We start from the raw sequence: 12334 nt of genomic DNA on the forward strand, positions 1-12334 counted from the left end.
CGGGACCAATTTGCCCGAGAAATCCGTGGTCAGCCCCCTACCGCGCCGCGTATAATAAAGAAAAGATGAGGTGAGATGAATGAAAAAATTTTACGGATGGGCCGATCACCTGGCGACCTTTTTGCAGGTCATCAGCCTAGTTTGCATTGGTTTGTTAGGCTTGTCACTGATTTACTTTATGGTCGATGAATTGGTGGCCATCGTCCGGTTAAGTACGCTGCCATCGACGTTAGATAACTACTATGTTCTCTTAGAAGCGGTCGTGACCTTCTTCCTCTTCTTCGAATTTATCGCGATGGTCATCAATATTTTGCGCAATGGCGGCCATATTTCGGTTAACTTCCTGATCGGGCTGGGGATCACCGCCCTGATTCGGTGGCTGATTGCCAACCATGGCAAGGCGCTAGATGCCCTGTTGATTTCCTTGGCCGTCTTGGCGTTGATTGGTGGGACAATTTTATTAACCAAGTACTTACATGAAGAAAATTAACCGGAGAGCTGGCCTGGGGGCGGGCTCTTTTTTAGATATGATAGCGTTGGCGGTATTGGCGGGGAGTCAGGCCGGTTTCGCGTTTAAAGACCCTAGTGGCGGCGCCGGGGCTGCTAAAGCCCAGTTGGGTACTGATCTGGGTAATCGTGTGGTCGGTCCACAGCAGTTCGGATTTAAATTCGTTGATCTGGCACAAGAGGAGATACTGGTGGATTGTCCGGCCGGTCTCGGCTCGGTATAAGTGGGCCAGGTAGTGCTTATCACGCCCCAGGGCCTGGGCGAGTTGGGCCAGGGTCAAGCCGTGGGCAAAGTGGGTCCGGACGTAGCGTTCGATTTGGTTGACCCAGTAATTTTGCCCGGCGTGGGTCAATTGACGACTGTGCTGGACCCGGGTGGTAAACAGCGAGCCAATGGTTTGAATCAGATTGCCCACGCTGGTGATAGACGTCATCCCCTCGACGTACAAACACATCTTATCAACCAGGCTGAAGGCGATTTCCGGGGGCACACCGCCTTCGATGCTGGCCCGGGCACACAGCGAGATGGCGATAATAGCGATGTTTTTTTGGTTGCGCAACTCTTGCATTGCCGTCCGGCCAAAGGAGCCCGACCGCAAGTAGGCATCCAGTCCCTGGTTAAAGCGATCTAAATCTCCATCTTTAACGGCAGCCAGCAGGCATTTTTCCAAGTGGTAGCTGTTGTGGTGGCGGGGCCGCGGTTCGTTTTCGTGGGCTTCCCGGTTGAAACTGAAATCACCGACGAAGTTATTTTCGTAGACGGTCGGCCAGGTATGACAAAGGGTAAAATAGCTCGTCTTACTGAGGGCGACGAGGCGCTGGCTGCTCAGGGTGGGGAAGTGCTCCTGGTAAAATTCCGTTTCTTCCAAGGTGGTACTGCTCATCCAAGCAATAATCAAGGTAGCTTGGGGGGCCGAACTGACAATGACGGTAAAGCATTCCTTGGGGTTGGCGAGGTAGAGGTAGACCCCCGACGCCAGGGAATGTTTGATCAGGCGGGTCAGGTAGATACTTGGCAGGTCGGGCATCGCCGGGGCCTTAAAGCGCTCCGTCAAATGCCCCTGGTGGTCGGCGACAAAGAAGCCGACTTTGGTGGCCCGGTGTAACTCAGTTAAGTATTGCGTTAAATCCGTCATCGTTAGTGCCTCCTTTGCTGATAACGGCGCGGTTTCGTAAACCCTTTTAGCAAATTGCTTATCACAAGATATGATCATTTTAAACAATTTTGGTTAAGTTTGGCTAGTTCTTCACCCTATAATAATCCTTACAAGTAATCGGCCGCTTAGCGGGACAATTTTCAAGAGAGAAGTTTAACCAGACAGGAGGATGTAACGATGACAACGATTGATATACATTTTGTGCAGGGGCTGACCTTGGCCGAACGAGCAGCGTTGGTGACGGGGGCGGATTTTTGGTATACCGCTCAGGTGCCGGGCGTTGAGCGGGTAATGTTTGCTGACGGGCCGGCTGGGATTCGCAAGCCTAACAATGCCCAGGACACGATGGGGCTGACGGAAAGCGAACCGGCCGTTGCCTTCCCGAGCGCGGCCCTCTTGGCCAGTTCCTTTGACGAGGACTTGTTGCACCGCTATGGGCAACAACTAGGCGCCGCCGCCGCGGCCAAGCAAGTCAGCGTCTTGCTGGGGCCAGAAGTGAACTTAAAGCGCAATCCCTTGGCAGGGCGCAACTTTGAGTATCTGTCGGAAGATCCGCTGGTCACCGGGCGGCTGGGGACTGCCTTTGTCAAGGGGGTCCAAAGCGCCGGGGTTGGGATCGCTCTGAAGCACTTTGCCGTGACCAACCGGGAAAGTCACCGCTACACGGTCTCATCCAACGTTGACGAGCGGGCCCTGCGGGAATTGTACCTGGCCCAATTTGAAAAGATTGTCAAGACAGCCCGCCCGGCGGCAATCATGTGTGCTTACAATCGTCTTAACGGGGTGCCAATGTCTGAAAATCAACGGCTCTTAACCGGATTTTGCGTGATGAATGGGGCTTTACCGGGATGGTGATGTCGGATTGGGGCGCGGTGGTCGACCACGTGACGGCGCTAAAGGCCGGCTTGGACTTGGAAATGCCGGGGAAGGGTGCCCAATCAGTTGCAGAGATTGTGCAGGCCGTTAAGGCAGGGCGCTTAGATGAAATGGCCTTAAACCGGGCCGCCCTGCGGGTCTTGCAAGTCATGCACGACTGGGCCCGCCCCGCCCAAACGCCAACGGTTGACTTCGCCGCTAAGCACCAGTTTGCCCGCGAATTGGCGGCGCAAAGCATGGTCCTGTTGCAAAATTGGGACGAGGAATTGCCGCTGGATCAGCCGGCCGAATCGATTGCCGTGATCGGGGAACTGGCGGCCCACCCACACTTCATGGGGCGGGGGAGTTCGCAGGTCAACCCGACCCACGTGGTGACGCCGCTGGCGGCGATGCCCAAGCAGGCCACCTATGCGCAGGGGTACCGGCTGGACCAAACGACCGCCGATCCAACTTTGGTCGGTGAAGCCGTGGCCCTGGCCAAGCGCAGCGACCACGTGGTGATCTTTGCCGGTTACCCAGACGGATACGAAAGCGAGGGGCTCGACCATGACGATATCAACTTGCCAGACAATCAAAATGAATTGATCGCCCAACTGGCGGCCATCCACAATCACGTGACCGTCGTCTTGCAAAACGGGGCGGCCATCACGATGCCGTGGGCCGGTGACGTAACCGCGATCTTGGAAAGCTACCTGGCGGGGGAAGCGGTCGGCGAAGCAACCTGGGATGTCTTAACCGGGGCGGTCAACCCGTCTGGGAAACTGGCCGAAAGTTTTCCGGTCTACTTGGGGGATAACCCGGCAACCCTCTTCTTTAACGCGGACGCGGAAAAAGAAGATTACCGGGAAGGAATCTTTGTCGGGTACCGTTACTATGACACCAAGGAATTGGAAGTGCGCTTCCCGTTTGGGCATGGGATGAGTTACACCGACTTTGCTTATGACGATTTGCAAGTCGAAGAGTTGGCCGATACGGTGAAGGTAACTGCGACGGTTAGGAACATTGGCGACCGGGCCGGTAAAGAAGTCGTCCAACTGTATGTGGTCAACGAAGCCAGCCGGGTGGCCATGCCGGCCCATGAACTGCGCGGTTTTGAAAAGGTCAGTCTGGCCCCGGGGGAAGCGACGACGGTAACCTTTGAACTCGACCGGCGGGCCTTTAGTTGGTACAACGCGGCCAACAAACAGTGGCAAGCTGACAATGGCCACTATGAAATCCAAGTCGGGAGCTCCTCGCGTGATATTCGGCTGCAAGCGCCGCTAGAGTTGACGCTGGGGCAAACCCGCCAACCGGTCATTACGGCCGACAGTTACTTGGATGACATCGAAGCCAGCGCCGATCCGGTGGTGCAAATTGCCTTTGAGCAATCGGGCTTAAAGGCCGCGGTCCAGCCGCTGCTGGATAACCCGGCGACGGTCAAGATCATGGAAAACTTGCCGTTGCGGGTCTTGGTTACGGCTGGGGTGGACGATGCGATCGTCCAAAAATTCTTAAACTTAGTCCTGTGCGGCTAAGGAGTTACGCTGGGGAGGAAAGCCAAGCGCTGGGGGGCGCTTGGCTTTTTAAATGCCCGGAAGGTCATTACTACCGCACGGATCTAGTGGATCTGTGCGGTAGCAATGAAGATATGTATGCGGTAGGACTTCAGTAAAATAATTTTTAAGAAGATACACAACGTAGGTGAAACATGGAAAATCCGTTTCGTTCGCGTGATGGGCGGGCGCTATCAAGCTATGACAACTAATTATCAACGGCCTGAGCTCAACGACTGACCGGGCTGTCCAAGGGACTTTGGTGCAATTCTTCACTAATGGTTGGCAAGCGGGGGAATCTGATTTAAAATGGACAAGTATGGTAAATTACCGAGTATCTAAGAAGAAAGAGGTCAATTGAACATGGCTAAATTAGTTTTAATTCGTCACGGGCAAAGTGAATGGAACCTGTCCAACCAATTTACTGGTTGGGTTGACGTTGACTTGAGCGAAAAAGGGGTCGCTCAAGCCAAGGCGGCTGGGAAGGCCATCAAGGAACACGGGATTGAATTCGACTACGCCTTCACTTCTGTTTTGAAGCGGGCCATCAAGACGTTGCACTACGCATTGGAAGAAAGTGACCAACTCTGGATCCCTGAATTCAAGACGTGGCGCTTGAACGAACGTCACTACGGGGCTTTGCAAGGCCACAACAAGCAAAAGGCCGCTGAAAAGTACGGGGACGAACAAGTGCACATCTGGCGTCGTTCCTACGACGTTTTACCACCGCTGCTGAGTGCCGATGACGAAGGTTCAGCTGCTAAGGACCGTCGTTACGCTGACTTGGACCCACGCGCCATTCCAGGTGGGGAAAACCTCAAGGTAACCTTGGAACGGGTAATTCCGCTGTGGCAAGACGAAATTGCACCAAAGCTGTTGGACGGCAAGAACGTTATCATCGCCGCTCACGGGAACTCCCTGCGGGCGCTGTCCAAGTACATTGAACAAATTTCAGATGAAGACATCATGGGGCTGGAAATGGCTACTGGTCAACCAGTCGTTTACGACTTCGACGAAAAGCTGAACGTATTGAGCAAGGAAAAGTACGACATCGACTAATCCGGCTCAAGCAAGCACAGGGGCTGTTAACGCAGCTCCTTTTTTGGTGCAAAAAAACCGCTGACCGAAGGGGCGTCCTTAAGTCAGCGGTTATGAGGTTAATCAGCCCAAATTTCTTTTGCCAGGTTAAACGCGGACCAAGCGTTAGGCCAGCCCACGTAAAAGGCCAGCTGGGTAATCATCGCGGCAATTTCTGGCTGGGTGATCCCATTTTGCTTGGCCACCCTTAAGTGGTAAGGCAACTGTTCAAAGGCGCCCTTGGTAATCAGGGCGGTGACCGTTAAAAAGCTGCGGTCGCGGGGGCTCAGGCTATCTTCATCGGCCCAGACCTCGCCGAACAAGACGTCATCGTTAAAGTGGGCAAACTGGGGCGCAAAGGCCCCCAGTTGATCATGCCCGGCAGTTTGGTTGTTAGCCATTATGATCCTTCCCTTCTTAATTGCGAGCTGGCAACTGAGCATATTCGGCGTCACTGACGGGAGCCAGCCATTCACTGGTCCCCTTGGTGATTGCCAGGTGGGTAAACCAACTGTCCTTCGTCGCCCCGTGCCAGTGCTTGATGCCGGCTTTGATTACCACCACGTCGCCGGCGTGGAGCAGTTGGGCGGGGTGGCCGGCTGCTTGGTACCAGCCCTCCCCAGCCGTGACCAGCAGGATTTGGTAGCCATCATGGTGGATGTGCCAGTGGTTGCGGCAGCCCGGTTCAAAGCTGACGTTGCTGATGGAAAAGTCGACTAACCCTGCCGGGGTCACCAGCCCGTTAAGGAAACTTTGGCCTTGAAAATACTGCGCGTAGGCGACGTTGGGATCGCCGAAGCCAAAGGGATTGTTTTTGATGGCGGTTTCGTTTTGCATGGTTCCTGACCTTCTTTCATTGGTTTAAGTTCAGTATAGTTAGCTTTGCCGTTGATGAAAAATACTTATTACTAGTGGTTAGTCATGCAAAAATTGAATTAATGGTGTAAGCTAAAGGAAAAACCAAGGGGGCAATTACGATGGAAACCCGTGTCTTGCGCTACTTTTTAGTGGTCGCTGAAACCAATAACATTACCCAGGCTGCCCGCCAGCTTCACTTGACCCAGCCGACCCTGTCCCGTCAGATCCAAGAATTGGAACGGACGGTGGGCCGGCCCCTATTTGACCGCCACCACCACCAACTGCATTTAAATGCGGCCGGCGTCTTATTTCGCCAGCGGGTCAAGGTGATCTTGGATCTTTTAGAGCACGCCCAACAAGAGCTCCAAACCAGTTCAACGGGGTTGAGCGGGACGGTTAACCTGGGGCTGGTGGAATCGGCCGTGGCTCCCTGGCTGTTGGAGCAAGTTGCGGCCTTTCAGGACCACCACCCGGCGGTCAAGTTTCAGCTCTTTAGCGGTGATGGTGACAGCCTGCGGCCCCGCCTCGATCAGGGCCAGGATGATTTGGCGGCGCTGATCGAACCAGTTGAAGCAGCTAAGTATCATTTCTTGGCCTTGCCGGTGCGCGAAGAATGGGGGATCTTGATGCGCGCAGATGACCCCCTGGCCCAGCGAGCGGGCCTGCAGCCGGCGGAAGTGGCCACCCTGCCGTTGGTGATGGGGCGCCGGCCGATTGTCCGGGATGCCTTGGCGGACACCCTGCAACTATCGCCCGCCGAGTTAAACCTCAAGGTCGTCACCAATTTACCGGGCGCCGTGCCCACCTTGCTCAAGACCGGTCACTACTACCACCTCGGCATCCGCGGGGTTGCCACGCAGTATCACGATCCGGCCCTGGCCTTTGTGCCCCTGGTCCCCAAAACGACCAGTGGGCATCTGCTGGCCTGGAAAAAACACCGGCCCCTTTCCCCAGCGGCAACGGCCTTCTTACAGTTCATCACTCCCCTGACGATCAACGGTTAAAATTTGAAGGGAAGGGCAAGCCTTGGTTAAGGTTTGGTAAAGACGCGACCGGCGGCGCCAGAATTTGGTATGATGGGACAATGACGATTACCAACCACGTGCAATGTGGTAAGATAAATGGGATTGATTAAATGTTGGGAGGAAGAAATTTGAAATTTTTCAAAAACAAGGGTCGTACCCCCGAAAAAGCGGCCAAATTAGATGGGGTGGGCATCAAAGAGTTTGCGGCCAGCCTCAAGCCGTTATTAAATAAACGCGAATACCTGACGACGATGTGGCCCTTAGCCGGTTACTTTATCATCTGGCTGGCCCTGACGGGGATGGGGCTGTACTTTGCTTACAGCCTGCTGGCCTCGTTGTCGATGAGCATCATGATGATTATGTACGGAATGATGACGATTACGTCCCTGCTCTTTGCGGTCGGGGAATTCTTGCTGCTGCTGGTGGCCGTGGTCGTGATCTTCTTCTTGTTCTACTGCCTGCAAGTGGGCGTGCAATTTGGCTACCAAGACCGGATCCAAAATTCGGCGAAGGTCTTATCGGCCAGCTCGATCTGGAATCGCTTCAAGCACCTGCGCAAGAACCAACTGTTGCGGCTGGTAGCTTATTCAGCCTTGTTCATCTTCTTGTGGCAATTGCCCCTGCGGATTTTAGCGGGGTTCTTCGCGGGTAATGCGATCGTGGTTAACACCCTGGATGTGTTAAACGAAATAATCGCCATCTGGAAGGGGCTGCAATATTCCCAAGCCCTCTACCTCTACCGGGCTAAGCAGCCGGCATTCTTGGGGCAATCCATGCGGCACGCCTTGACGGTCTCCAAGCGCTACATGGCTGGCTTTAAGTTTAACTACTTCTTGATCAGCCTGCTCTTTGCTGGGGTCCCATCCTTAGTCTGGGGTGGTTTGACCGGGGGCCTGATTTTCTACGGGGTTTATACGGCGACGAACCCATGCATTTGGATCGGTGCGGTGCTGTTGGTCTTAGGGTTTGCGGCAATGATGCCATACCTGACGATGATTGCCCCCCTGTACTTTGAAAAGACGCGGACCAAGGTCCAAGTCGACGCTTTATACACGGATGTCTTCACTCCAGTAGCCGAATTAACTGGGGAAGCTTACCAAGATTAGCAAACTTTGACACCTTCGTTGGGAAACCAACGGGGGTGTTTTTTCTTACCATAATTTGCGGGAAAAACCTTAAATTCCCGCCGAACGTTGACAAATGTAAATCTAATTCCTATACTAAAAACGATCAATAAAGTTACAAACGTCAACGAAAGGTGGGATAAGGATGGCACACGTAATCGCAACGGTGATCGGTCTAGGGTTGATTGCCTTTATTCTCTGGTGGTTTTTCGGTCGCCACGAAGCCGCGGCCGCTGAAGCAACCCTGGCGGCGGATGCCCAGCAGCAAACTGCTTCAGTAATTGTCGATGGGGGCTACCAACCCGAAGTCGTAACCCTAAAGCAAGGGGTACCGGCGACCTTGCAGTTTTTACGCAAGGATCCGTCGGCCTGTTTGGATCGGGTGGTCTTTCCGGCTTGGGGGATCAACCGGCCCTTGCCAGAGAACCAGCTGGAAACGATTGAAATCGACACTTCCCAGCCCGGGGAATTTGAATGGGCCTGTGGGATGGATATGTTTCACGGCAAAGTCATTATCAAGTAGGAGGATTTAAGCATGGCCAAGCAAACAATTATCGTTGATGGTGGTTACCAACCAAACCAGGTTACCTTCAAGCAAGGTGAACCAGCGGAACTGGTCTTTAAGCGGGTCAGCGACCGCGGGTGTGTGCAAGTCGTTCAGTCCAAGGCATTGGGCTTTAAGCAGGAATTGCCATTGAATGAAGAAGTCCACTTCACAATTGATACGACGACCCCGGGGACGTACGGCTTTGCCTGCGGGATGGACATGGTCAAGGGCCAAGTGGTGGTGGAATCATGACGGTGACCAAGCGCTTTTGGTGGTCGTTGGGGCTTTCCGTCCCCTTGTTAGTCAACATGCTCTTAATGCCGCTAGGGGTGCATTTACCCGGGGAAGCCTGGGGGCAACTGATTTTGACGACGCTGGTGATGGCGCTCAGTGCCCGGCCCTTTTTGCATACTGCCTGGGCGGCTTTTAAGCACCACCACGCTAATATGGATACCTTGGTGGCGATTGGCACGTTGACGGCCTACCTTTACAGTCTTTACGCCCTGGCGACGCACCGCCCGGTCTTTTTCGAAAGTGCCGCGCTGGTGGTGACCTTTGTGCTTTTAGGGCAGGTTTTTGAAGAACGAATGCGCAACCGGGCCTCCGATGCCGTTAGCAAACTCGGTCAGTTGCAGGCCAAAACAGCCACGGTCCTGCGCAATGGCCAACCCGTGGCGGTGGCGTTGGCTCAAGTGCGCGTTGGTGATTTGATTCAGGTCAAACCAGGGGAAAAAATCGCCGTCGACGGGACAGTGGTGGCGGGGACCTCGACCGTTAACGAAGCGATGGTCACCGGGGAAAGTCTGCCGGTGACCAAGCAAGCTGGTGATACGGTCATTGGGGCAACCGTCAACCAAACCGGGACGTTGACCTTTCGGGCGGAAAAGGTGGGGGATGACACTCTGCTGGCCCAGATCGTGGCCCTGGTGAAAAAGGCGCAGACCAGTCATGCGCCAATCCAAAAGTTAACTGATCAGGTGGCGGATATTTTTGTGCCCGTGGTCTTGATCGTGGCGATCTTAACTTTCTTGGCCTGGTATGTAGTATTAGCTGCCCCGTTTGCTACGGCGTTAATTTATGCGGTCGCGGTCGTGGTGATTGCCTGCCCGTGTGCCTTAGGGTTAGCAACGCCCACGGCTTTAATGGTTGGGACCGGGCGTAGTGCCAAGTTGGGGATCCTGATCAAAGATGGCGAAGTCTTGGAGCAAGTGAACCGGCTTAAAACGGTTGCCTTTGATAAGACCGGGACGTTGACGAACGGGCAGCCGATCGTTACCGACGTGGTGGGCAATCGGCAGGCAGTGTTGCGGCTGGCAGCCGCGTTAGAGCAGGCCTCGGAGCACCCGTTGGCCCAGGCCATCGTGGCGGCGGCCCCCGGGGCGTTACCCCCGGTGACGGACTTCACGGCGGTCCAGGGGCAGGGGGTGACCGGTCAGATTGCCGGGCAGGCTAGTTGGGTTGGCCAACCGGCGCTGGGACCTGCCACCCTATCGGCTGAGCAACAAATGGCCTGGCAACGGCTGGAAAAGGAAGCCAAAACGGTCGTTGCCGTGGGGCAAGGGTCCCAGGTAGTGGGGTTAATTGCTCTGCAAGATACCCCCAAGAAAACGACCGCTCCAGCGATTGCGGCGCTGAAAGCCCAGGGATTGACGCCGGTAATGATTACCGGGGACAACCAAGCGGTCGCAGAAGCGATTGCCCATCAAGTCGGGATTGACCAAGTTGTCGCGCAAGTTTTACCCGCCGAGAAAGCAACGGTCGTGCAAAACTTGCAAGCCCACGGCCCGGTCGCATTTGTGGGGGATGGAATCAATGATGCGCCGGCTTTGACCACAGCTGACGTTGGGATTGCGATGGGCAGTGGCACCGACATTGCAATTGATGCCGGTGGCATCGTCCTGGTTAAAAATGATCTGCGCGACGTCCCCTTGGCGATTGAACTCAGTCAAAAGACCTTCCGGCGGATTAAGCTCAACTTATTTTGGGCCTTTATCTACAACGTGCTCGGGTTGCCAATTGCGGCCGGCCTCTTTGCCGGCGTTGGGCTGACCCTGAGCCCAGAACTGGCCGGCTTGGCCATGGCCTTTAGTTCGCTGTCCGTGGTTACCAGCTCGGTCTTATTAAACCGGGTACCATTAGTCAATGAACGGTAAATGAAAAAGGTGATGATCCTCCCACACCAAGTGGGGACGGTCATCACCTTTTTGGTTGGTTAAGCTGTTAATCGAGACTGATGTGGTCAAGTAGCGCCTGATTTTCTGGGCGGGCCAGCTTGCGCTTGGCGACCCGTTCTTGGTAGGTGCTGAGCAGGTAACGTTCTTCATCAGTTTCGCCGACCAGTTCAAAGGCTGGGAAGGAGAAGTTTTTATCAACGACCACGTAGGTGTTAAAGCCGGTGTAACCCAGGAAACGTTCGCCGGTTTCCAAGCTTTGGCCGGTGACCTTCACAAAGACTTCGGCGGAACGATTGCCCAGCCCGGTCAGGTAGGCCGTCATCGTCAAAGCGTCGTGCAGACCAAAGGGGTGATAGAAGTGAATGTCTTCCATCCCGACGGTGGCAACCTTGCGCAAGGACAGGTGCGAAGCGATGATGGATGGTTCGGCGTCGACGATTTCGAGCAACCGCCCGCCAAAGAGGGTTTGGTGTTCGTTCAAGTCGCGGTTTAAGATCCGGTGGGTCGTGATGATCCGGTGGTCGTGAATGTTGTACTTAGTCATAACTGAGGCTCCTCTCTCGTAATGGTGGGGTTAAAAGACTTTCATGTCAGTCCAGTGGGTCGGTAGGTTGTTAAAGTCGTATTCCGCCAGTCCAGCTGCAATTTTATCGCCGGTGAACATGGCCGTGTGGGAGCGGGCCAACATCAGGTTCAATTCATTGTCGGGATGGAATTGCACCATGATGACGGGGATGTGCCAGGCCCAAGCCGCCCCGATTTCAAAGATTGTCCCGCTGTCGGGTTCGTAGTTGCCCTCTTCATACTTATAGTCAGTGATTGCCACGACGACATCGGCCCGTTTGACTTGTCGCATGTCGGTGTTAAACACGGAATCTTGCCAGTCGCGCGAACCAAATTCTAAGCTTTCTTCTTGGTGTTCTTGTGGATTATAAATTCCGTCTGGATCAATCGTGGGATTTTGCTTGAGGGCGGCCACGACTTTTTCAATCCGTGCCTTTTGCTCTGGTGAGAAAAAAGGACTGGCCAGGTAAACCCGGTTTTTGTACATAATGCTCATTCCTTTGTATCATTATTTTGTCTTCACGCTTCATTATAGTTGATTGCCCCGAGGGGGGACAGGGGGCGAGGATAAAAAAGTGTAAATTTCTTTTGCTTGTTGTAGCAACAAAGGAAGGGTTTACAAAAATGTTTGATTTGTAAAATTAGTAATTAGCTCTTGCACAATTAAGGCGAGACGTGTATAGTAATTAATCGTTGTCACCGCGATAAAGCTTCAGCGCTACGGTGGCGACGCCAAGAACTCAAAATTGTTGTTGACAAAGATTTGAGTTCTTGGTAATATATAAGAGTTGTCGCTGAGCTTCAGCGAAAGAACTTCTTCAAAAAAGTTCTTGACACCAACTTGAGAGTTATGATATAACTATTAAGTCGCTGATTTGAAACGACAAACTGGT

12 protein-coding genes and 1 pseudogene are annotated in these 12334 nt (G+C 53.9%); 8 read left to right on the top strand and 5 right to left on the bottom strand.

Annotated features, from left to right (window positions below; all coding sequences use genetic code 11):
- Nucleotides 1–79 precede the first annotated feature (79 nt).
- Nucleotides 80–490, top strand: a complete 411-nt coding sequence (locus tag BN54_RS08030; RefSeq protein WP_019206677.1) for a phosphate-starvation-inducible protein PsiE — start codon at nucleotides 80–82, stop codon at nucleotides 488–490.
- 31 nt (nucleotides 491–521) lie between these two features.
- Here BN54_RS08030 and BN54_RS08035 read toward each other — a convergent pair whose 3' ends face one another.
- Nucleotides 522–1643, bottom strand: coding sequence for a helix-turn-helix transcriptional regulator (locus tag BN54_RS08035; protein ID WP_019206678.1), 1122 nt, complete (start codon nucleotides 1641–1643; stop codon nucleotides 522–524).
- A gap of 198 nt (nucleotides 1644–1841) precedes the next feature.
- On the opposite strand from BN54_RS08035, the pseudogene BN54_RS10655 reads away from it, so the two are divergent.
- Both BN54_RS10655 and BN54_RS08045 read left to right on the top strand, forming a co-directional pair.
- A pseudogene (locus tag BN54_RS10655) lies at nucleotides 1842–4054 on the top strand (glycoside hydrolase family 3 C-terminal domain-containing protein).
- Nucleotides 4055–4435: 381 nt separating this feature from the next.
- Nucleotides 4436–5131: a 2,3-diphosphoglycerate-dependent phosphoglycerate mutase gene (locus BN54_RS08045; RefSeq protein ID WP_019206679.1), complete on the top strand. Its 696-nt coding sequence runs from the start codon at nucleotides 4436–4438 to the stop codon at nucleotides 5129–5131.
- Nucleotides 5132–5229: 98 nt separating this feature from the next.
- Here the strand turns inward: BN54_RS08045 and BN54_RS08050 are convergent, their stop codons facing one another.
- Together BN54_RS08050 and BN54_RS08055 are read right to left on the bottom strand one after the other, a co-directional pair.
- The gene (locus BN54_RS08050) at nucleotides 5230–5550 is read right to left on the bottom strand and encodes a carboxymuconolactone decarboxylase family protein (RefSeq protein WP_019206680.1); all 321 of its coding nucleotides are present in this window, start codon (nucleotides 5548–5550) and stop codon (nucleotides 5230–5232) included.
- Nucleotides 5551–5566: 16 nt separating this feature from the next.
- Nucleotides 5567–5986, bottom strand: a complete 420-nt coding sequence (locus BN54_RS08055) for a cupin domain-containing protein (protein WP_019206681.1) — start codon at nucleotides 5984–5986, stop codon at nucleotides 5567–5569.
- Between the two features lie 140 nt (nucleotides 5987–6126).
- On the opposite strand from BN54_RS08055, the gene BN54_RS08060 reads away from it, so the two are divergent.
- The 5 genes from BN54_RS08060 (at nucleotide 6127) to BN54_RS08080 (ending at nucleotide 10856) form a co-directional block, all read left to right on the top strand.
- A complete protein-coding gene (locus tag BN54_RS08060) occupies nucleotides 6127–7011 on the top strand; it encodes a LysR family transcriptional regulator (protein WP_019206682.1) in 885 nt (294 codons plus the stop codon).
- Nucleotides 7012–7160: 149 nt separating this feature from the next.
- Nucleotides 7161–8138, top strand: a complete 978-nt coding sequence (locus tag BN54_RS08065) for a hypothetical protein (RefSeq protein WP_019206683.1) — start codon at nucleotides 7161–7163, stop codon at nucleotides 8136–8138.
- Nucleotides 8139–8301: 163 nt separating this feature from the next.
- Nucleotides 8302–8679 carry a cupredoxin domain-containing protein gene (locus BN54_RS08070; protein ID WP_019206684.1) on the top strand — a complete coding sequence of 126 codons (378 nt, stop codon included), beginning with the start codon at nucleotides 8302–8304 and terminating at the stop codon, nucleotides 8677–8679.
- A gap of 12 nt (nucleotides 8680–8691) precedes the next feature.
- The gene (locus BN54_RS08075; protein ID WP_019206685.1) at nucleotides 8692–8955 is read left to right on the top strand and encodes a cupredoxin domain-containing protein; all 264 of its coding nucleotides are present in this window, start codon (nucleotides 8692–8694) and stop codon (nucleotides 8953–8955) included.
- Nucleotides 8952–10856 (top strand): copper-translocating P-type ATPase, encoded by a 1905-nt coding sequence (locus tag BN54_RS08080; protein ID WP_019206686.1) that lies wholly within the window; start codon nucleotides 8952–8954, stop codon nucleotides 10854–10856. The genes BN54_RS08075 and BN54_RS08080 overlap by 4 nt, the downstream gene beginning before the upstream one ends.
- A gap of 67 nt (nucleotides 10857–10923) precedes the next feature.
- On the opposite strand, the gene BN54_RS08085 is transcribed toward BN54_RS08080, so the two are convergent.
- Nucleotides 10924–11421: an acyl-CoA thioesterase gene (locus BN54_RS08085; protein ID WP_019206687.1), complete on the bottom strand. Its 498-nt coding sequence runs from the start codon at nucleotides 11419–11421 to the stop codon at nucleotides 10924–10926.
- Nucleotides 11422–11451: 30 nt separating this feature from the next.
- Nucleotides 11452–11928, bottom strand: a complete 477-nt coding sequence (locus tag BN54_RS08090; RefSeq protein WP_019206688.1) for a nucleoside 2-deoxyribosyltransferase — start codon at nucleotides 11926–11928, stop codon at nucleotides 11452–11454.
- Nucleotides 11929–12334 lie beyond the last annotated feature (406 nt).

This window comes from Limosilactobacillus ingluviei str. Autruche 4 (genome assembly GCF_000312405.1).
In the GTDB taxonomy this organism is placed as follows: domain Bacteria; phylum Bacillota; class Bacilli; order Lactobacillales; family Lactobacillaceae; genus Limosilactobacillus; species Limosilactobacillus ingluviei.

Bases quoted from the DNA above. Each gene is read 5' to 3' on its own strand.
- BN54_RS08030 (WP_019206677.1), top strand. From the start codon at position 80: ATGAAAAAATTTTACGGATGGGCCGATCACCTGGCGACCTTTTTGCAG.
- BN54_RS08035 (WP_019206678.1), bottom strand. From the start codon at position 1,643: ATGACGGATTTAACGCAATACTTAACTGAGTTACACCGGGCCACCAAA.
- BN54_RS08045 (WP_019206679.1), top strand. From the start codon at position 4,436: ATGGCTAAATTAGTTTTAATTCGTCACGGGCAAAGTGAATGGAACCTG.
- BN54_RS08050 (WP_019206680.1), bottom strand. From the start codon at position 5,550: ATGGCTAACAACCAAACTGCCGGGCATGATCAACTGGGGGCCTTTGCG.
- BN54_RS08055 (WP_019206681.1), bottom strand. From the start codon at position 5,986: ATGCAAAACGAAACCGCCATCAAAAACAATCCCTTTGGCTTCGGCGAT.
- BN54_RS08060 (WP_019206682.1), top strand. From the start codon at position 6,127: ATGGAAACCCGTGTCTTGCGCTACTTTTTAGTGGTCGCTGAAACCAAT.
- BN54_RS08070 (WP_019206684.1), top strand. From the start codon at position 8,302: ATGGCACACGTAATCGCAACGGTGATCGGTCTAGGGTTGATTGCCTTT.
- BN54_RS08075 (WP_019206685.1), top strand. From the start codon at position 8,692: ATGGCCAAGCAAACAATTATCGTTGATGGTGGTTACCAACCAAACCAG.
- BN54_RS08080 (WP_019206686.1), top strand. From the start codon at position 8,952: ATGACGGTGACCAAGCGCTTTTGGTGGTCGTTGGGGCTTTCCGTCCCC.
- BN54_RS08085 (WP_019206687.1), bottom strand. From the start codon at position 11,421: ATGACTAAGTACAACATTCACGACCACCGGATCATCACGACCCACCGG.
- BN54_RS08090 (WP_019206688.1), bottom strand. From the start codon at position 11,928: ATGTACAAAAACCGGGTTTACCTGGCCAGTCCTTTTTTCTCACCAGAG.